The following is a 19,097-nucleotide window of genomic DNA, read 5'->3' as shown; positions in this document are numbered from 1 at the left end:
TAGAAAATCGGTATTATGTAGCAAATGCACAAAAATAGACATTTTAACAGAATGTAGGGACACACTGCGTGTGTCCTTTATAAAAATCAAATTGTTTCAATAGGTTAAAATCCGGACACACGCAGTGTGTCCCTACAAGCGAACAAAAAATAACTTTGTGCAACTGCTACATAATATTGTAGAAAATAGACTGGGCGACTTTATAAGGTCGGGAAGTTAAACGCCGCTTGAGTGCGTACGGTACTGTCCGGCCAACGTGTTGTGATGGTTTTCATTCGAGTATAGAAGCGTACGCCATCGCTGCCATAGACGTTGAGCGGCCCGAAAATAGAGGCTTTCCAACCGCCGAAGCAATGGAATGCCATCGGCACGGGAATCGGAATATTGATGCCGACCATTCCGGCTTGCACATCTTGGCTGAATTGGCGGGCGGCATCGCCATCACGGGTGAAAATGGCGCTGCCGTTTCCGTATTGGTGGCTGTTGATGACAGCCATTCCTTCTGTATAATCTTTCACCCGTACGATGGAAAGTACCGGCCCAAAAATTTCGTCTTGCCAAATGGTCATTTCAGGGGTAACGCGATCAAACAGTGTACCGCCGACAAAATAACCGTTCTCAAAGCCTGCTACGGTATAGTTGCGCCCGTCCACGCAGAGGGTTGCGCCTTGTGCGACCCCTTGTGCAATATAGTCCTCAATTTTCGCTTTATGCGCTTGGGAAATGACCGGCCCCATATCATTTTCAGCCACACCTTCCGGCAGTAGCCCCGAACCGATTTTCAGTGCTTTTACTTTTGGAATAAGATTTTCGATGATTTTATCTGCCAGTTCATCGCCGACAATCACCGCAACGGATAATGCCATACAACGCTCGCCGGCTGCACCGAATGCCGCACCGAGCAAGGCATTGACCGTTGCCGGAATATCCGCATCGGGCATTATGAGGGCGTGGTTTTTCGCACCGCCTAAGGCTTGCACCCGTTTGCCGTGTGCCGAGCCTGTTTCATAGATATATTGGGCGATTGCAGTCGAACCGACAAAACTGACCGCTTGAATACGCGGGTCGGTTAATAGAATATCGACCGCCGCTTTATCGCCTTGTACAACGTTAAATACGCCGTCAGGTAAGCCGGCTTCTTTGAGCAGTTCCGCTAAACGAATCGAAACGGACGGATCTTTTTCAGATGGCTTTAGGACAAAGGTATTGCCACAGGCAAGGGCTATTGGGAACATCCACATTGGCACCATTGCCGGAAAGTTAAACGGGGTAATGCCGGCAACCACGCCGAGCGGTTGTTGTATAGAGTGAATATCAATACCACGTCCCGCATTGGCGGAGAACTCGCCTTTTTGCAGGTGCGGAATACCCGTTGCAAACTCGACGACTTCTAAGCCTCGGGTCAGCTCGCCCACCGCATCGGAGTAGATTTTACCGTGCTCGGTACTGATTAAGCGGGCTAATTCATCAAAATGGGCTTCAAGTAATGTTTTGAAATTAAATAAAATTCTGGCCCGGCGTAGGGGGGACTGCTGCGACCAGCTTTTAAAGGCTTGGTCTGCGGCGGCAATGGCGGCATCGACTTCGTCCGCCGTGCTTAATTTCACTTTTTTGATCTCTTCACCTGTGGCAGGGTTAAAGACAGGAAGCATACGTTGGCTTTGACTTTCTAACGCAACGCCGTTAATAAAATTAGGGACAAATTGGGTCATTTAGGCACTCCTTATCAGGTCGTTAAAGGGCAAAATATAGCCAATAAGCTACCGCTAAAAATGGAAAATATCAATATATATCATTTAAAAATGAAAAATTTATTTCATTTTTGTGATCTGGTTAGCAAGTTTGCATATTGCTGGTATTCAATTTGAGAAAGCCGGAGTATAGTTTTTCTACCTGACTATTTAGCTAAAGAGGTTGTTATGTCTAGTCCACTTCTCTCGAAACCGAATATGCAGCAAGCCGACGGTTTAATTCAACAGATCACGCCCGAAAATGCGGCTTGGGAGTATGTTGGGTTTGAGGTTTATCAGCTTAAGCAACAGCAAATTACCCTTGAAAGTGATCACAATGAATTATGCTTGGTGTTTGTTACCGGCTTTGGCTCGGTGTATGTCGATGATTATGCGTTTGAAAATATCGGTAATCGCATTACACCGTTTGAGAAAATCCCCCCTTACGCTGTTTATATTCCGCCGCATAAACAGGTGCAGGTAACTACGGAGCTGACGTTAGAATTAGCCGTATGCAAAGCACCTGCTAAAGGCAACTATCCGGTTCGGCTGATTAGCCCGAACCATATTGGCATAGAGAAACGGGGCTTTGGGCGTAATCAGCGTCTGGTGCATAATATTTTGCCGGAAACCGAACCCGCAGACAGTTTATTGGTGGTCGAAGTGTTTACTGATGAAGGCAATACTAGCTCTTATCCGAGCCATAAACACGATGATAAAAATGTGGATAATGAAACCTATCTGGAAGAAACCTATTATCATCGGTTCGATCCGCCGCAAGGCTTTGCAATGCAGCGGGTTTATACCGAGGATAGAACATTAGATGAATGTATGGCGGTGTATGATAAAGATGTGGTTAAAGTGCCGAGAGGCTATCACCCCGTTGCGACCATTGCCGGCTACAATAATTATTATCTCAATGTGATGGCGGGGCCGATACGGAAATGGCAATTTAGCTGGGAGCAAGATCATCTTTGGGTGAACGGCGAGCATTATCGAGATAAGTATAAATAGTGAAAACGGTCAGCAAATTGCTGACCGTTCTGTTTTCAATCAAGGCGAAACCGACATTTGATATTTTTACGACTTGATTGGCGATCTTGCTATCAATACTGGGATCGGGGTCGGTTTTTGAGTATAATGGTCAATTATTTTGCATATTGAAAAGAGTATTTATGAATCCGAAATTTAACGTCAAAACGTTTCAAGGTATGATTCTTGCCCTGCAAGACTATTGGGCAAGCCAAGGGTGTACCGTTGTGCAGCCGTTTGATATGGAAGTTGGCGCGGGGACATCTCACCCGATGACCTGCCTGCGTGCTTTGGGCCCCGAACCAATGGCATTTGCTTATGTTCAACCGTCCCGCCGTCCGACAGACGGTCGCTACGGCGAAAACCCGAACCGCTTACAGCACTATTACCAATTCCAAGTGGTGATTAAACCCTCACCCGACAACATTCAAGAACTTTACCTCGACAGCCTAAAAATGCTCGGCTTCGACCCAACTCAAAACGATATTCGCTTTGTCGAAGATAACTGGGAAAACCCAACGTTAGGAGCGTGGGGTTTAGGCTGGGAAGTATGGCTTAACGGAATGGAAGTTACCCAATTCACCTACTTCCAACAAGTTGGTGGCTTGGAGTGTAAACCGGTTACGGGCGAAATTACCTACGGCTTAGAACGTTTGGCGATGTATATTCAAGGCGTGGATAGCGTGTACGATCTGGTGTGGTCGGACGGCCCGCTCGGTAAAACTACCTACGGCGATGTGTTCCACCAAAATGAAGTGGAACAATCCACCTACAATTTTGAATATGCTGATGTAGATTTCTTGTTCCAATGCTTTGAACAGTACGAAAAAGAAGCGCAAGCATTGCTTGGTTTAGAAAAACCACTCCCATTACCGGCGTACGAGCGTATTTTAAAAGCGGCACACAGTTTTAACTTACTTGATGCCCGCAAAGCGATTTCGGTAACCGAACGCCAACGTTATATTCTGAGTATCCGTGCTTTAACCAAAGGCGTTGCCGAAGCCTACTACGCCAGCCGTGAAGCCTTGGGTTTTCCGGGGTGTAAGAAATAATATCTCCCCTTTGTTTCACAGAGGGGAAGTTGAATGAGGTTAAAATGACAAAACCGATTTTATATTTTGCCTATTGGTGTCCGGATACTGCACCGTTTATCGCTGAGCTTAATCGTTTAGGGATTGATTACGAACCCTGCGACATTACCGAAAATGGTGCAAATTTTAAACCGTTTTTAAGACTGCGGGATCGTCATTCTGCCTTTAATAATGCAAAAGAAAATGGCTATATCGGTATTCCGGCGTTGGTGATTGGCGATGAAACAGTGATACTGGATTTGGCGGAGTTGGACACAATTTTCGGTTAGCAAGCGGTGAGATGTTAGGGGAATTTTGCAAAATGAAGCCCTATGTCAAATCATTAAAAGCAAATTCCCAAAAATTGCGGACAACACCAACCGAAGCAGAAAAGCGGTTATGGTATCGGATCAGGAATGACCAGCTTGGCGTTCGTTTCTATCGGCAAAAGCCGCTGCTGACCTATATTGTCGATTTTTACTGCCCGAAAGCGAGTTTAGTGATTGAGCTTGACGGAGGGCAACATTATGAACCGCAACATCAGGCAAATGATAAAATGCGAGATGCGGAATTAGCTTCACTCGGTTTAACGGTAATGCGGTTTGATAATTACAGGGTGATGCGAGAGATTGATCGTGTAGTTGAAGAAATATGGCTGCATCTTCAATCGGTGGAGGAATAGATTATTTGCTTTGGAAATTGAGTCTGCCAAATCTCCCCTAACCCCTCTTTGTTAAAGAGGGGATCATATCGAAGGGAATAATGGATTTATCTGAAAGTTGAATATTATTTGTTGAGAATGTGGTTGAGGAAATTTCTTGCTATAACAAAGTGGTCAAGTTTCCCCTAACTCCTCTTTGATAAAGAGGGGATCATATCGAAGGGAATAATGGATTCATCTGAAAGTTGAATATTATTTGTTGGGTATGAGGTTGAGGAAATTTCTTGCTATAAAAATTAGAATAACGCTCAAATCTCCCCTACCCCCTCTTTGCTAAAGAGGGGATCATATCGAAGGGAATAATGGATTCATCTGAAAGTTGAATATTATTTGTGGGTATGAGGTTGAGGAAATTTCTTGCTATAAAAAGTAGGATAGTAGTCAAATCTCCCTTACCCCTTCTTTGCTAAAGAGGGGATCATATCGAAGGGAATAATGGATTTATCTGAAAAGTTGAATATTATTTGTTGGGTATGAGGTTGAGGAAATTTCTTGCTATAAAAATTAGAATAACGCTCAAATCTCCCCTAGCCCCTCTTTGCTAAAGAGGGGGATCAGACCGAAGGGTGCAATGGGTCTATCTGAAGAACTAAATATTGTTTTGAAAAAAGCTCGATATTGAATTTCCCTCAAAACAAATTCCCCTCTTTAGCAAAGAGGGGCTAGGGGAGATTTGGCAGAAGTAGAAATAAAGTAAAAATCACTTCAACAACAGGTTTTAAGAGAAAATTTGCAAAAGGGGAAAATGATGAAGTTTTGGGTAGGCGTAGTTTCCAAAGAGCATGTAATGATAGGTGTTGCAGGTGGGTTTTGCCAAGTTTGTCATGGTAAGCAAGCGCCGCTTAATCGAATGAGAAAAGGCGATTTTTTAATTTACTATAGCCCTAAATTGCAATTAGGTTCTGAGGAAAAGTATCAAGCTTTTACCGCAATTGGAGAGATTACGGATGACCAAGCCTATCAAATTAAAATGACAGAAAATTTTATTCCATTTAGACGAAATGTTAATTATTTAAAAATAAAACGAGAGTGCCCTATAAATATTGCTAAAATTCATTCCGAATGGAAACACTATTCTGGAAAACTTCGATTTGGACATTTTGAAATATCAAAATCTTTTTTTGATCATATTTATCAATATATGTTAGATGCACAACCTGATTTTAAAATACCTGAAAATTTAGAACTTTTTAAATAGAGAATTAACCCAATGACAACCAAAACCTTCCTTGCCGAGATCGGCACAGAAGAGCTGCCGCCGAAGGCACTCAAAAAATTAGGGACTGCGTTTGCAGAGAATGTAGAACAGGCGTTAAACCAAGCGGGTTTGGCGTTTGATAAAGTGGAATGGTTTGCCAGCCCACGCCGTTTAGCCGTGAAAGTGCTGGGCTTGGTGGAAAGCCAGCCGAGCAAGCAGGTAGAAAAACGCGGGCCGGCGGTGTCGGCGGCGTTTGATGCCGAAGGCAAGCCGACCAAAGCCGCTGAAGGATGGGCGAGAGGCTGTGGTATCAGCGTTGATCAGGCGGAACGTATTGCCACCGATAAAGGCGAATGGCTGGTTCACCGTGCCACCGTTGAGGGTCAGCCGACCAAAAATTTGATGGCGGAGATAATCCGCCAGTCCCTCGCTAAGTTGCCGATTCCGAAAACAATGCGTTGGGGCGATAAAACCGAGCAATTTGTTCGCCCGGTACATACCGCCACATTGTTATTTGGCGATGAGTTGATCGAAGGTGAAATTCTTGGCGTAACCATTGGCCGTACTCTTCGTGGACACCGTTTCCTCGGCGAACACCAATTTGAGATTGAGAATGCCGACCAATACCCACAGCTTTTGAAAGAAAAAGGCTCGGTGATTGCCGATTTCAACGAACGCCGTGCGCTGATTTTTGCAAAATCCCAAGAGAAAGCGACCGCTTTAGGCGGTGTGGCGGACATTGAGGACGACTTGCTTGACGAAGTTACCTCGCTGGTCGAGTACCCGAATGTGTTAGCGGCAACCTTTGAGGAGCGTTTCCTCGCGGTGCCGGCGGAAGCCTTAGTTTACACAATGAAAGGCGACCAAAAATACTTCCCGATTTATGATAAAGACGGCAAATTGTTACCGCACTTTATCTTCGTATCTAATATCAATCCTGATGATCCGACAGCGATTATTGAAGGGAATGAAAAAGTGGTACGCCCACGTTTGACCGATGCGGAATTTTTCTTCAAAACTGACTTGAAGCAACGTTTGGAAGATTTACTTCCTCGCCTTGAAACTGTGTTGTTCCAACAGCAGCTCGGTACACTGCGGGATAAAACGGCTCGCATTGAGCAGTTGGCGGGTGAAATTGCGAAACAGATTGGCGCAGACGAAGTGAAAGCCAAGCGTGCCGGCTTGTTGTCTAAATGCGATTTAATGACCAATATGGTGTTTGAATTTACCGATACCCAAGGGGTAATGGGAATGCACTACGCCCGCCACGACGGTGAAGACGAAGAGGTCGCCGTCGCGTTGAACGAGCAGTATATGCCGCGTTTTGCCGGCGACGCATTGCCTAACTCATTGGTGGCGTGTGCGGTAGCATTGGCAGACAAACTCGACACTCTCACCGGTATTTTCGGTATCGGTCAGCACCCGAAAGGCGATAAAGACCCGTTTGCGCTACGCCGTGCTGCCCTTGGTGTGTTACGCATTATCGTCGAGAAAGAATTACCGCTGGATTTGGCGGATTTGGTCGAAAAATCGGCGGCGCTGTTCGGCGATAAACTTACTAATAGCAATGTGGTTGCCGATGTGGTGGACTTTATGCTCGGGCGTTTCCGTGCGTGGTATCAAGACGAAGGGATTGCCGTTGATGTGATTCAAGCGGTGCTGGCTCGCCGTCCGACCAAACCGGCGGATTTTGATGCCCGTGTGCGTGCCGTGTCTCATTTCCGTACTCTTGAGAGTGCTGAAGCCTTAGCGGCAGCGAATAAGCGTGTGAGCAATATTTTGGCGAAGGCGGACGTTGCAATTAAAGCGATCGATCTGACCGCTTGTGTTGAAGCGGCGGAGAAAACCCTTGCCGAAGCGGTGTTAGCGTTACAACAAGAGGTGCAGCCGCTGATTGAACAAGGCGATTATACGGCGGTGTTAGATAAGCTGGCAGGCTTGCGTCAGCCGGTGGATAATTTCTTTGACAGCGTAATGGTGAATGCTGATGATCCGGCACTCCGTCAAAACCGCTTGGCGATTTTAAACACCCTTCAGCAGTTATTCTTGCAGGTAGCGGATATTTCGCTTTTGCAATAATTTAGGCTTAACAGACCGCTTGCAAGCGGTCTCTTTTTTGAGAAAATCGAATGTTTCAGGGCTATGTCATCAATTTGGATCGCCGCACGGATCGGCTCAGTCAATTCTATCAGCAGCAAGAAGCTCACAGCTTTCAGCGGGTGGCGGCGGTCGATAAGGCGTTTTTAGCTTTGATTGGCGATGGGCGCGAGGTATTTAATACAGCGTTTTTCTGTCAATCTATTCAGCGACCGATCACATTGGGCGAAATTGGGTGTACACTTTCGCATATTAAAACGTGGCGATTGATTGCCGAAAATAATCAATTAGCCGATGATGATTTTGCGATTGTGGCGGAAGATGATGTGAAATTGATTGCAAATTTTTCGCAATATCTCACCGCTTGTTTAGCACATTTTAAGTCCACTCAAGCCGATATAGTTCTGTTGCAAAAATTAGAATTGGCGAAAGGCGGTAATGTCGCACTTTTTAGCGGCGGGGATCTAAATTATTTTGTGCCGAAAAGTGCGGTCGAATGCGATAATGACGGATCTTCTCTCTATTTAATCCGTAAATCTAAGGCGGTTTCATTGCTCAAACGGTTAGAAGCGGAAAAGCCGGCTTGGCTTGCCGATCAATTTAGTCTGTTTTGTGAACTAGATAAGATGATTATCTTATCGCAACTGTTTGGTTATGTGCCGCCGGAAACAGAATCCGATTTAGAAAATGAGCGAACTCTTGCTCGTCAACAACCCTATAAATAAGAGGATATTATGCAAACTAAAACTGAAATTTTATTTAGTAATCAATGGGATGTACGCATTAGCGATCCCGGTTTGGAAGGGGCGATGAGCCACTATTTTGAAACGGTTTATCTCAATTTGGTAGCCCATATTGACGGTGAAAAAGTCTCTTACGAATTTACTCGTAAGGTTGAAAAAGAGGTGCAAACCCACTGTATTTTCCACCAAGTTGATGAGCTGTTTAAGTTTTTAGCCGATTATCTTGGGCCGGTGGCACTCGGTAATATCGGGGTAAAAATCGGTAAATTAGGCTTGGCGTAATTGGTGATGAGCTCCCTTTACGCCGCCATGCAGCCCTATTGGGATTTTCTGCGGATTGAACGCCAAGCCAGCCCGCATACGTTGGCAAATTATCAGCGTCAGTTGAAAGCTGTGTGCGAACTGCTTACTCAAGCTGGCGTTGAGCAGTGGCAGGCTGTCGAGCCGACCATAGTGCGTTGGTTGCTGACGCAAAGTCATAAGCAGGGGCTAGGGGCGAAAAGCATCGGCTTACGCTTAGTCGCCTTGCGCCAATTTCTCGCTTTTTTAGTGCGGCGGGGCGAATTGGCGGTGAATGCGGCGGTGGGTATTAAATCACCAAAGGTGAGCAAACATTTGCCGAAGAATATAGAGGCGGAGCAAGTTGCCCAACTGCTGAATGTGGATAGCGATCAGCCGCAGGATTTACGGGATTTGGCAATGATGGAGCTGACATACAGTGCTGGCTTGCGTTTATCGGAGCTGCAAGGTTTGGATCTTGCCGATTTGGATTTGAACGAGCGGGAAGTGAAAGTGCTGGGCAAGGGCAGTAAAGAGCGGATTGTGCCGATCGGCTCAAAAGCGGTACTGGCGGTACAAAAGTGGCTGGCAGTTCGGTCGCAGTTCAAACCTTGTGAGAATGCGTTATTTCTTAACCAACGGGGCAAACGTTTATCGCAACGCAGTATTCAGCTTATAATGCAAAAGTGGGGCAAAAAGCAGGCACTGGACAGCCACCTTCACCCCCATAAGCTACGCCACTCTTTTGCTACCCATATGTTGGAAGCCAGCCAAGATCTGCGGGCGGTGCAAGAATTGTTGGGGCATAGTAACTTGGCAACCACGCAAATTTATACCCATTTGGATTTTCAGCACCTAGCCAAAATTTATGATGCCGCGCACCCGAGAGCAAGGCGTAAGAAGGAAGAATTGTGATAACACGCAAGGTTTTGCTAAATTTCCCGACAAATAAATTGTTCAACCCTGTTGCCTATATTAGAATATGGGCTTTTCTATTTGGGATTTTCCCTTTCACTTTAACCACAGAGAACCTAAAATGAACTCAAACCGTAGTTTACTGATTATGGGTTTGCTACTTGTGTCATTCCTGATTTTTACGCAATGGCAACAAGATTTTGACCCTGAAATTCAGGCGCAAAAGCAAGCGGCAGCGCAAACGCAAGTTGCAAATCAATCGGGTGATGTACCCGCTTCCTCAAATCAATCTTCGCCTATTCTCGAACAATCCGCAAAGGGCAAAACGATTACCCTTGAAACCGATGTATTACGTTTAACAGTGGATACCCTCGGCGGTGATGTAATTGACTCTGATTTGTTAAAACACAATGCCGAGTTGAATTCGGATACCCCGTTTGAATTATTGCAGGATAACGGTAAAGTCTTATACGTTGCCCAAAGCGGTTTGGTGGGGAAAAACGGGATCGATACTAACGCCGGTCGCCCGCAATATCAGACAACAGCGGAGCGTTTTAGCTTAGCTGACGGGCAAGACGAGCTAGTTGTGCCGCTCGTATTTGAAAAAGAGGGCGTAACCTACACCAAAACATTCACCCTCAAACGCGGCAGCTATAATGTGGCGGTGGATTTTCACATTGATAACCGCACGGTAGACACCATCGAAGTGCAACCTTACGGTCAGCTAAAACACTCATTGGTGGAAAGCTCCGGTAATTTCGCAATGCCGACCTATACCGGTGGTGCTTATTCTTCTGCTGAAACCAACTACAAAAAATACAGCTTCGACGATATGGCGAAAGCCAATCTTTCCGTTGATACCAAAGCCGGCTGGGCAGCAATCTTGCAACACTATTTTGTGTCGGCGTGGATTCCCAACCAAGATGCCGAGAATAATCTCTACACCCGTACGGCAAACGGCGTAGGCACAATCGGTTATCGTGGGCCAATCACCCAAGTGGCAGCGAATAGCCAAGCAACAATCACCAGCCATTTATGGACAGGTCCGAAAGATCAGGCGGCAATGGCTGATGCGGCGAATAACTTTGATTTAACCGTCGATTACGGCTGGGCGTGGTTTATTGCGAAACCGTTATTCTGGTTGCTGACGCAAATCCAAAAATTAGTGGTGAACTGGGGCTTAGCGATTATCTGCGTAACGATTGTGGTCAAAACCATTCTCTACCCGCTTACCAAAGCACAATACACCTCAATGGCGAAAATGCGTATGTTGCAACCGAAAATCCAAGAAATGCGTGAGCGTTTCGGTGATGACCGCCAGCGTATGAGCCAAGAGATGATGAAGCTCTATAAAGAAGAAAAAGTCAATCCAATGGGCGGTTGCTTACCGATTCTCTTACAGATGCCGATTTTCATCGCATTATATTGGACATTTATGGAAGCCGTTGAATTGCGCCACGCGCCATTCTTTGGCTGGATTCAAGACCTCTCGGCGCAAGATCCGTACTACATTTTGCCGTTATTGATGGGCGGCTCAATGTTCTTGTTACAAAAAATGTCGCCGACCCCGGTTGCCGATCCGATGCAGCAGAAAGTAATGACCTTTATGCCGGTGATTTTCACGGTCTTCTTCCTGTGGTTCCCGTCAGGTCTGGTGCTTTACTGGCTAACTTCTAACTTAATTACGATTGCACAACAATGGTTTATTTATCGTAATTTAGAGAAAAAAGGCTTACACAGCCGTGTGAAGAAATAAGCTTTTATTGAGAAAACCTGCGTAAAAACGCGGGTTTTCTTTTAGGAGATAAAATGAACGAAGCCCTTTGCCCTTGCCAATCAACAATGCCTTATGCCCAGTGTTGCCGCCCTTTTCATACTGGTGAGCAATTGCCCCAAACCGCAGAGCAATTAATGCGCTCTCGTTATACGGCATACACTCGGCAAGATATTGATTATATTGTAAATACTACCGTGCCGAGCCAACAGCCTTTATTAGATCGCAAGGCAATGCAGCAATGGGCGGCAACGACCCGATGGGCAGGTTTGACGATTGTTGCTCATCAACCACAGTTGGGCAAGCTGCATAGCAGCGTAGAATTTCACGCATTTTTTGACACGGAAAACGGGCGGCAAAGTCATCACGAACGCTCCTTATTTGTTCGGATGGACGGACGATGGTACTTTGTTGATCCCACTGTGCCGCTCCCAACCCAAAAAGCCCCGTGCCTGTGTGGTTCGGGTAAAAAATTCAAATATTGTTGCGGCGCATTCGATTTCTGAAACATAAACACGCGGTTGGTTTTTCTGCGATTTTTGCAAAAAGGACACCATTGGTGTCCTTTTTGTTTGCAGAGTCTGTATTAAATCTGACCGCTTGTTGCGTTATGATTTATGTTCAAGTTGTAAGGGTAAAATTAAACTGAGCGGGCGTTGTTGTAAAATTCTACCCACGCAACGAATAATTTCCCGCCAGCTTTCGACTTCCGCATTCAGTGAACGCAGAGCAAGTGAGAGTGTGAGTGAGAAGCTGACGATTAAATTCACCGCACCGATGAGCAGCACGAAAGCAAGGCTTTGCCAGAAAATAGCCCAACCTAGTTCACCACTGATGATCGCATAGCCAATGTTGGCAGATGAGAAAGCGATGTGGCGGATATCAAGGGGTAAGTCCAGCCAGTAGCCGACGACAGAGGTTAAACCCAACAGCATACCAAAGCAGAAATTCCCCATAATCGAACCGTAATTTTGATGCATATACTCGGCAAACCGCTCACGCAATGTCGTTGGCATTAGCCGTTTGAGCAGGGGATGTTCTTGTAGCCGCATTCTCATATTTAGGTAATGGCAGCGGTTGTCGAAAAAGCCGGAGATAATGCCGGAGCAGAACAGCCATAGACCGGCAATAGCGGCAAACCATAGTGTGCCTTGGGTTGGATCGATACTGTGGAGTTGGTAGTGGATTTGATCGGCATTGAGCAGTGCTTGCCCTTGGACATAGCGATAGCCCCACGCAATTAAAGCGGCAATGCCTACGGCAACCAGTACATTGCCGGCAACGGCGGCGGCTTGAGAGCGAAATACATCCACCAGTAACTGCGCCAATTTCATATTCACCGCTCGTCCTTGCGGGTTTTTACCCACCGCATCGGCAAAACGAGCGGCGGTCATTGCCGGTTGTTTAGTAGCAACGGTGAAGTGCAACATAAAAATCAGTGTAAAACCAATACCATAATTTAACCCTTCGGCAACGCATTTCCAGACTTTGTCTTCTATTACGCCACCAAGATAAATTTTGAATAATGCCATCAAAGCAATCAGCACACCGCCTCCCGCTGCGGAGTAGAACATTGTCAAATATTCACGCTTGGAGCGGGTAATGTAATGTTCGCCGTGATCGCTGGTGTTTTGTGTAATGCTGCGGGAGAGCATATTGACGCTTTGTTTCCAAAGTTTCGACATACTGTGCTTGTCTGCTGAGGCAGAGGCAAGGTTAGCGGTCAGTAGCAATATACGGCGGGGTAGAAAACGGTTAGAGCCGAATACCTCCATTAACGCAGCTAAACGGTCGAGGGTTTGCTCCAAACGTTCAAGTAGATAGGCGACCCCAAGAGATGATCCCATTGTTGCCCCTTTCTTTTTGAGCCGTTCGATGAGTGCTTGGCTTTGATCGAACATTACCTGTAAATGGGCATCGTCAAAGGCTTGATTAGTGCGGCGTGCATCAATCCAGTGCATTACCTCTCTCTGTAAGGCGACAAACGGGCTGTCGGCATCAAGTAAACTTGGGTCAAGGCGCATTAACTCCGGTTCCATTTCTTCTGCAGCTAACCAAATTGAGAGCATTTTAATAGCGAATAGACCTTCGTAGCGTAGGTGATTGTTCAGTGTCTCCCGATCGTGTGCCGAGGTATAGCGGTGTAGTATTTTTAACAGACTGCTCCAAGCCTGTAACGGCACGTTATTAAGCCATTGGCTATCATTCTTGTTATTGAATAAGAGGAAGAAAATATCACGCAGATCATTAACATCTTTGAAGGACGGATTGATTTTTTCATAAAAGCGAGCGCGCAGTTCCCGTCCAAAGCCCTCACGACCTAAAATGCCATTGCTGATGAGCAAAGGGTATAGCCGCATACCGCAAAGCCAGCGACACAGTTGGGCGGCAAGATTTTCAGTTAAGGTTTTATGTTGTTTTAAATATTTGACCAACTGATAAAGGGCTTGCCCCCGCATTCCGTCTTCGCTGTTACGTAGCCATTGACAGAAGTGATTCAGTAGAGCAAACATATCGTTATCATTTAGTTTTTGTTCAATCAATGTAGTTAAATTGTCGTGATTGAATAGGATTTTTGTCGTCAAAAAACACTCCTTATCGTATTGTTTTACAAATCTATTATCACTGTAACAAGCGGTCTTATACGAGATAAAGTTTGCAAAACTAAGAGATTAAAAATAAATCTGCCCCTTGGTGAATGGGGCAGTGAGCTGGGTATTATATAGCTAGGATTGTTGTTTAATATAAAAACACAAGACTGATAGGATAAATTATAGGTGCTTTTCAATGAGTTTTACAAGTACATCAATATGCTCGGCATTAGCATTGAGTGCAGGGATATAACGGTAACTTTCGCCACCGGCGTGTTCAAAATTCTCTCGGTTTTCTTCGGCGATTTCTTCGATGGTTTCAAGGCAATCTGCGGAAAAGCCGGGGCAGATGACAGCCACTTTTTTCACGCCTTTTTGAGGGAAAGCGGACAGGGTTTCATCGGTATAAGGTTGTAGCCACTCTTCATCACCGAAACGGGATTGGAAAGAAACCTGCCATTGATTGTCGTTTAACTCGAGTTGCTCTGCAACAAGACGAGCAGTTTCCCGACAGTGTTGGGCGTAATAGTCGCCTTCCGTTTCGTAGCGTTTGGGAATGCCGTGGAAAGAGAAAAGCAGCAATTCCTCTTCGGCGAGGGATACGGTATTAGATAACGCCTTGATATACAATGGGTTGTCGTGGTAGCTGTGGATAAATTCAAAGGGGACTATCCCTTTGTGAGCGGCTAAACCACGTGCAAAAGCATCAAAGACGGAAGCGGTTGTGGTCGAACTGTATTGTGGATAGAGTGGTAGAACGATGATTTTTTTAACTTGTTGGTTCAGTAACTTTCCTACAGCGCTTTCAATACTGGGGTTGCCGTAACTCATTCCCAGTTCAACCATCACATTTTGACCCTGTTCGTCAAAGTAGCGTTGTACAGCTTGTTGTTGCTGGCGAGAGATGGAAAGAAGCGGTGAGCCTGCGTCTGTCCAGATAGATTGGTAAGCGGTGGCGACTTTGGGCGCTCTTTTCGGTAAAACCATACAATTCAGAATAAATTGCCATTTGAGTTTGGGTAAGTCAATGACGCGGGGGTCGCTTAAAAATTGTTTTAGGTAGCGTTTTACGGCGGGTGTTGTGGGTTCATCCGGTGTGCCTAGGTTGGCGAGTAGAATGCCGATTTTTTGAATTGACATAAAAATTCCTTAATTGTGATTTTATTTATGGCTATTATAGAAAATTCGTACCTTTTAGGCTATTTATCAAAGCAAGAGGTAAGGGCGGTAAAATGAAATGGTCTTGACATTGATTGATTATCGTACTAGAATTTGCCGTCCTTCCTTTAAGGGTGGATTTTTTATTGTTTTTTATTTTAACTGGAGCTTAATTAATGGCAACTATCAACCAGCTAGTACGCAAACCGCGTGTGAAAAAGGTTGTAAAAAGCAACGTTCCTGCATTAGAGGCTTGCCCGCAGAAACGTGGTGTATGTACTCGTGTATATACTACAACTCCGAAAAAACCTAACTCAGCGTTACGTAAAGTATGCCGTATTCGCTTAACAAACGGTTTTGAAGTAACTTCTTATATCGGTGGTGAAGGTCATAACCTTCAAGAACACAGTGTTGTGCTTATCCGTGGTGGTCGTGTAAAAGACTTACCGGGTGTGCGTTATCACACCGTACGTGGTGCATTAGACTGTGCCGGCGTTAAAGATCGTAAACAAGGTCGTTCTAAATACGGCGTTAAACGTCCTAAAGCTTAATGGTTCTCCGTTAAGTAAGGCCAAACGTCTAAATTAAATATTTAAACCTAAACTCCAGTGAATGTAGGCTTTGCCTCAACAAAGAGTTTTGGATAATCCTGAAGATTAAAAAACGGAGAATTTACAATGCCACGTCGTCGTAGTATTGAACCTCGCAAAATCCTTCCAGATCCGAAGTTCGGTTCAGAGTTACTTGCGAAATTTATTAATGTATTAATGGTAGATGGTAAAAAATCTATCGCAGAATCAATCGTGTATAGTGCATTAGATACTTTATCACAACGTTCCGGTAAAGAAGCGTTGGAAGCATTTGAAATCGCACTAGAAAATGTTCGCCCGACGGTTGAGGTAAAATCTCGTCGTGTAGGTGGTTCAACATACCAAGTACCTGTTGAAGTACGTCCTACCCGCCGCAACGCATTAGCAATGCGTTGGATTGTTGAAGCAGCACGTAAACGTGGTGATAAATCAATGGCGTTACGTTTAGCGAATGAACTTTCCGATGCAGCGGATAATAAAGGTTCAGCCGTTAAGAAACGTGAAGATGTTCACCGCATGGCTGAAGCTAACAAAGCGTTTGCTCACTTCCGTTGGTAATAAGTTTGTAGGCTTCATCTCGAATTTTGTGATGAAGCCTATTACTATATAAACAATTTACATTAGATTACAAGGTAATAATAATGGCTCGTGTAACCCCTATTGAGCGCTATCGTAATATCGGTATCAGTGCTCACATCGACGCAGGTAAAACCACTACCTCTGAGCGTATCCTTTTCTATACAGGCGTAAGCCATAAAATCGGTGAAGTTCACGACGGTGCTGCGACAATGGACTGGATGGAACAAGAACAAGAACGTGGTATCACAATCACGTCTGCGGCAACAACCGCATTCTGGTCCGGTATGTCTCAACAGTATCCGCAACACCGTATCAACGTAATTGATACTCCGGGACACGTTGACTTTACTATTGAAGTAGAGCGTTCAATGCGTGTACTTGACGGTGCGGTAATGGTTTACTGTGCAGTAGGTGGTGTTCAACCACAATCTGAGACTGTATGGCGTCAAGCAAATAAATATGCAGTACCTCGTATTGCATTTGTGAATAAAATGGACCGTACAGGTGCTAACTTCTTACGTGTTGTTGAGCAAATCAAAACACGTTTAGGCGGGAACTCTGTTCCGCTTCAATTACCAATCGGTGCAGAAGATAACTTCAAAGGTGTTATTGACCTGATTAAGATGAAAGCGATCAACTGGAATGAAGCTGATCAAGGTATGACTTTCACCTATGAAGATGTACCGGCTGATATGCTTGCTGAATGTGAAGAATGGCGTAACAACTTAGTTGAAGCAGCAGCGGAAGCCTCTGAAGAGTTAATGGAAAAATTCTTTGCCGGTGAAGAATTAACCGAAGAAGAAATCAAAACCGCATTACGCCAACGCGTATTAGCCGGTGAAGTGATTCCTGTTTGCTGTGGTTCTGCATTTAAAAACAAAGGTGTTCAAGCAATGCTTGATGCAGTAATTGATTACTTGCCAGCACCGACAGATATTCCGGCAATTAAAGGTATCAATTTAGATGAAACTGAAGGTGAGCGTCACGCAAGTGATGATGAGCCGTTCTCATCATTAGCTTTCAAAATTGCAACTGACCCGTTTGTTGGTAACTTAACCTTCTTCCGTGTTTATTCAGGTGTGATTAATTCCGGCGATACAGTGATGAACTCCGTGAAACAAAAACGTGAGCGTTTTGGTCGTATCGTTCAAATGCACGCTAATAAACGTGAAGAAATCAAAGAAGTTCGTGCGGGTGATATCGCTGCAGCTATCGGCTTAAAAGATGTTGGTACGGGTGATACGTTATGTGCGATTGATGCACCAATTATTCTTGAGCGTATGGAATTCCCAGAGCCGGTAATTTCTGTTGCGGTAGAACCAAAAACAAAAGCTGACCAAGAGAAAATGGGTTTAGCATTAGGTCGTCTTGCACAAGAAGACCCTTCATTCCGTGTTCACACTGATGAAGAATCCGGTGAAACTATTATCTCCGGTATGGGTGAGTTACACTTAGATATCATCGTTGACCGTATGAAGCGTGAATTTAAAGTGGAAGCTAATATCGGTAAACCGCAAGTATCTTACCGTGAGACTATCCGTACTCGTGTTAACGATGTCGAAGGTAAACACGCAAAACAATCAGGTGGTCGTGGTCAGTACGGGCACGTTGTGATTGACTTGTATCCTTTAGATCCGGAAGGCCCTGGCTATGAGTTTGTTAACGAAATCAAAGGTGGTGTAATCCCTGGTGAGTACATTCCTGCGGTTGATAAAGGTATTCAAGAGCAGCTTAAATCCGGTCCATTGGCGGGCTATCCGGTAGTAGATTTGGGTGTGCGTTTACATTTCGGTTCATACCACGATGTTGACTCCTCTGAGCTTGCGTTCAAACTTGCTGCATCTTTAGCATTTAAAGCCGCATTCGCAAAAGCAAGCCCAGTATTACTTGAGCCAATTATGAAAGTGGAAGTTGAAACACCACCGGATTATGTTGGTGATGTAATTGGTGACTTAAGCCGTCGTCGTGCAATGGTTAATGGTCAAGAAGCAAATGAATTTGTGGTTAAAATCAATGCTGAAGTACCACTTTCAGAGATGTTTGGTTATGCAACAGACCTACGTTCACAAACTCAAGGTCGTGCATCCTACTCAATGGAACCGTTAAAATATGCTGAAGCACCGACTAGCGTTGCAGCAGCAGTTATTGAAGCGCGTAAAAAATAATCTTTTTGTCAAAACACCGTAGCACTTTAGTTTGGGTGCTACGGAATGTAAATTAAGGAAACATTAGCAATGTCTAAAGAAAAATTTGAACGTACAAAACCGCACGTTAACGTGGGTACAATCGGCCACGTTGACCACGGTAAAACAACTTTAACAGCAGCAATCACGACTGTACTTGCAAAACACTTCGGTGGTGCGGCTCGTGCATTCGACCAAATCGACAACGCGCCGGAAGAAAAAGCGCGTGGTATCACCATCAACACTTCACACGTTGAATATGATACTGAAACTCGCCACTACGCACACGTTGACTGCCCAGGACACGCCGACTATGTTAAAAACATGATTACCGGTGCGGCACAAATGGACGGCGCAATCTTAGTCGTTGCAGCAACAGACGGTCCTATGCCACAAACGCGTGAGCACATCCTATTAGGTCGCCAAGTAGGCGTACC

18 protein-coding genes are annotated in these 19,097 nt (G+C 45.1%); 15 read left to right on the top strand and 3 right to left on the bottom strand.

What is annotated here, in order from left to right; all coding sequences use genetic code 11:
- Positions 1-200: 200 nt before the first annotated feature.
- A complete protein-coding gene (locus RO21_RS09015; protein WP_047977457.1) occupies positions 201-1,712 on the bottom strand; it encodes a CoA-acylating methylmalonate-semialdehyde dehydrogenase in 1,512 nt (503 codons plus the stop codon).
- A gap of 207 nt (positions 1,713-1,919) precedes the next feature.
- Between RO21_RS09015 and iolB the strand changes: the two genes are divergently transcribed.
- The 11 genes from iolB (at position 1,920) to RO21_RS08960 (ending at position 12,065) form a co-directional block, all read left to right on the top strand.
- Positions 1,920-2,744, top strand: coding sequence for a 5-deoxy-glucuronate isomerase (gene iolB, locus RO21_RS09010; protein WP_047977456.1), 825 nt, complete (start codon positions 1,920-1,922; stop codon positions 2,742-2,744).
- Positions 2,745-2,905: 161 nt separating this feature from the next.
- Complete coding sequence (gene glyQ, locus RO21_RS09005) at positions 2,906-3,814, top strand: glycine--tRNA ligase subunit alpha (protein WP_047977455.1); 909 nt, start codon at positions 2,906-2,908, stop codon at positions 3,812-3,814.
- A 44-nt stretch (positions 3,815-3,858) separates the two neighbouring features.
- A complete protein-coding gene (locus RO21_RS09000; RefSeq protein ID WP_047977454.1) occupies positions 3,859-4,122 on the top strand; it encodes a hypothetical protein in 264 nt (87 codons plus the stop codon).
- A 32-nt stretch (positions 4,123-4,154) separates the two neighbouring features.
- Positions 4,155-4,514, top strand: a complete 360-nt coding sequence (locus RO21_RS08995) for an endonuclease domain-containing protein (RefSeq protein WP_047977460.1) — start codon at positions 4,155-4,157, stop codon at positions 4,512-4,514.
- A gap of 784 nt (positions 4,515-5,298) precedes the next feature.
- Entirely contained in the window at positions 5,299-5,751 is a 453-nt protein-coding gene (locus RO21_RS08990) for an EVE domain-containing protein (protein WP_047977453.1), read from the top strand.
- 12 nt (positions 5,752-5,763) lie between these two features.
- A complete protein-coding gene (glyS, locus tag RO21_RS08985) occupies positions 5,764-7,830 on the top strand; it encodes a glycine--tRNA ligase subunit beta (protein WP_047977452.1) in 2,067 nt (688 codons plus the stop codon).
- Positions 7,831-7,880: 50 nt separating this feature from the next.
- A complete protein-coding gene (locus RO21_RS12315) occupies positions 7,881-8,573 on the top strand; it encodes a glycosyltransferase family 25 protein (RefSeq protein WP_047977451.1) in 693 nt (230 codons plus the stop codon).
- 9 nt (positions 8,574-8,582) lie between these two features.
- Positions 8,583-8,873, top strand: a complete 291-nt coding sequence (locus RO21_RS08975) for a DUF5377 domain-containing protein (RefSeq protein WP_047977450.1) — start codon at positions 8,583-8,585, stop codon at positions 8,871-8,873.
- Between the two features lie 6 nt (positions 8,874-8,879).
- A complete protein-coding gene (gene xerC, locus RO21_RS08970; RefSeq protein WP_047977459.1) occupies positions 8,880-9,785 on the top strand; it encodes a tyrosine recombinase XerC in 906 nt (301 codons plus the stop codon).
- A gap of 121 nt (positions 9,786-9,906) precedes the next feature.
- Entirely contained in the window at positions 9,907-11,541 is a 1,635-nt protein-coding gene (gene yidC, locus RO21_RS08965; protein WP_047977449.1) for a membrane protein insertase YidC, read from the top strand.
- A gap of 53 nt (positions 11,542-11,594) precedes the next feature.
- A complete protein-coding gene (locus RO21_RS08960; protein ID WP_047977448.1) occupies positions 11,595-12,065 on the top strand; it encodes a YchJ family protein in 471 nt (156 codons plus the stop codon).
- Positions 12,066-12,167: 102 nt separating this feature from the next.
- Here the strand turns inward: RO21_RS08960 and RO21_RS08955 are convergent, their stop codons facing one another.
- Both RO21_RS08955 and hemH read right to left on the bottom strand, forming a co-directional pair.
- A complete protein-coding gene (locus RO21_RS08955) occupies positions 12,168-14,072 on the bottom strand; it encodes a site-specific recombinase (RefSeq protein ID WP_084724280.1) in 1,905 nt (634 codons plus the stop codon).
- Positions 14,073-14,330: 258 nt separating this feature from the next.
- Positions 14,331-15,290, bottom strand: a complete 960-nt coding sequence (gene hemH / locus RO21_RS08950; protein ID WP_047977447.1) for a ferrochelatase — start codon at positions 15,288-15,290, stop codon at positions 14,331-14,333.
- Positions 15,291-15,484: 194 nt separating this feature from the next.
- Between hemH and rpsL the strand changes: the two genes are divergently transcribed.
- The 4 genes from rpsL to RO21_RS08930 all read left to right on the top strand — a co-directional run.
- Positions 15,485-15,859 (top strand): 30S ribosomal protein S12, encoded by a 375-nt coding sequence (rpsL, locus tag RO21_RS08945; protein WP_005543325.1) that lies wholly within the window; start codon positions 15,485-15,487, stop codon positions 15,857-15,859.
- 126 nt (positions 15,860-15,985) lie between these two features.
- Complete coding sequence (gene rpsG / locus RO21_RS08940) at positions 15,986-16,456, top strand: 30S ribosomal protein S7 (protein WP_047977446.1); 471 nt, start codon at positions 15,986-15,988, stop codon at positions 16,454-16,456.
- Between the two features lie 83 nt (positions 16,457-16,539).
- Positions 16,540-18,642: an elongation factor G gene (gene fusA, locus RO21_RS08935; RefSeq protein WP_047977445.1), complete on the top strand. Its 2,103-nt coding sequence runs from the start codon at positions 16,540-16,542 to the stop codon at positions 18,640-18,642.
- 69 nt (positions 18,643-18,711) lie between these two features.
- On the top strand, positions 18,712-19,097 hold a 386-nt coding region (locus RO21_RS08930), incomplete at its 3' end, for a GTP-binding protein (RefSeq protein ID WP_047977444.1).

The sequence above is a fragment of the Muribacter muris genome, from assembly GCF_001038205.1.
In the GTDB taxonomy this organism is placed as follows: domain Bacteria; phylum Pseudomonadota; class Gammaproteobacteria; order Enterobacterales; family Pasteurellaceae; genus Muribacter; species Muribacter muris.
The sequence above is the reverse complement of the archived record's forward strand: the minus strand, read 5'-3'. Positions and strand labels throughout refer to the sequence as shown.

What these genes read in the sequence shown, in the direction of transcription:
- hemH (WP_047977447.1), bottom strand. Translation starts at nt 15,290, where the DNA reads ATGTCAATTCAAAAAATCGGCATTCTACTCGCCAACCTAGGCACACCG.
- RO21_RS08975 (WP_047977450.1), top strand. Translation starts at nt 8,583, where the DNA reads ATGCAAACTAAAACTGAAATTTTATTTAGTAATCAATGGGATGTACGC.
- yidC (WP_047977449.1), top strand. Translation starts at nt 9,907, where the DNA reads ATGAACTCAAACCGTAGTTTACTGATTATGGGTTTGCTACTTGTGTCA.
- RO21_RS08990 (WP_047977453.1), top strand. Translation starts at nt 5,299, where the DNA reads ATGATGAAGTTTTGGGTAGGCGTAGTTTCCAAAGAGCATGTAATGATA.
- RO21_RS08995 (WP_047977460.1), top strand. Translation starts at nt 4,155, where the DNA reads ATGAAGCCCTATGTCAAATCATTAAAAGCAAATTCCCAAAAATTGCGG.
- RO21_RS09015 (WP_047977457.1), bottom strand. Translation starts at nt 1,712, where the DNA reads ATGACCCAATTTGTCCCTAATTTTATTAACGGCGTTGCGTTAGAAAGT.
- rpsG (WP_047977446.1), top strand. Translation starts at nt 15,986, where the DNA reads ATGCCACGTCGTCGTAGTATTGAACCTCGCAAAATCCTTCCAGATCCG.
- RO21_RS12315 (WP_047977451.1), top strand. Translation starts at nt 7,881, where the DNA reads ATGTTTCAGGGCTATGTCATCAATTTGGATCGCCGCACGGATCGGCTC.
- rpsL (WP_005543325.1), top strand. Translation starts at nt 15,485, where the DNA reads ATGGCAACTATCAACCAGCTAGTACGCAAACCGCGTGTGAAAAAGGTT.
- xerC (WP_047977459.1), top strand. Translation starts at nt 8,880, where the DNA reads ATGAGCTCCCTTTACGCCGCCATGCAGCCCTATTGGGATTTTCTGCGG.
- glyS (WP_047977452.1), top strand. Translation starts at nt 5,764, where the DNA reads ATGACAACCAAAACCTTCCTTGCCGAGATCGGCACAGAAGAGCTGCCG.
- RO21_RS09000 (WP_047977454.1), top strand. Translation starts at nt 3,859, where the DNA reads ATGACAAAACCGATTTTATATTTTGCCTATTGGTGTCCGGATACTGCA.
- RO21_RS08960 (WP_047977448.1), top strand. Translation starts at nt 11,595, where the DNA reads ATGAACGAAGCCCTTTGCCCTTGCCAATCAACAATGCCTTATGCCCAG.
- fusA (WP_047977445.1), top strand. Translation starts at nt 16,540, where the DNA reads ATGGCTCGTGTAACCCCTATTGAGCGCTATCGTAATATCGGTATCAGT.
- glyQ (WP_047977455.1), top strand. Translation starts at nt 2,906, where the DNA reads ATGAATCCGAAATTTAACGTCAAAACGTTTCAAGGTATGATTCTTGCC.
- iolB (WP_047977456.1), top strand. Translation starts at nt 1,920, where the DNA reads ATGTCTAGTCCACTTCTCTCGAAACCGAATATGCAGCAAGCCGACGGT.
- RO21_RS08955 (WP_084724280.1), bottom strand. Translation starts at nt 14,072, where the DNA reads ATGTTTGCTCTACTGAATCACTTCTGTCAATGGCTACGTAACAGCGAA.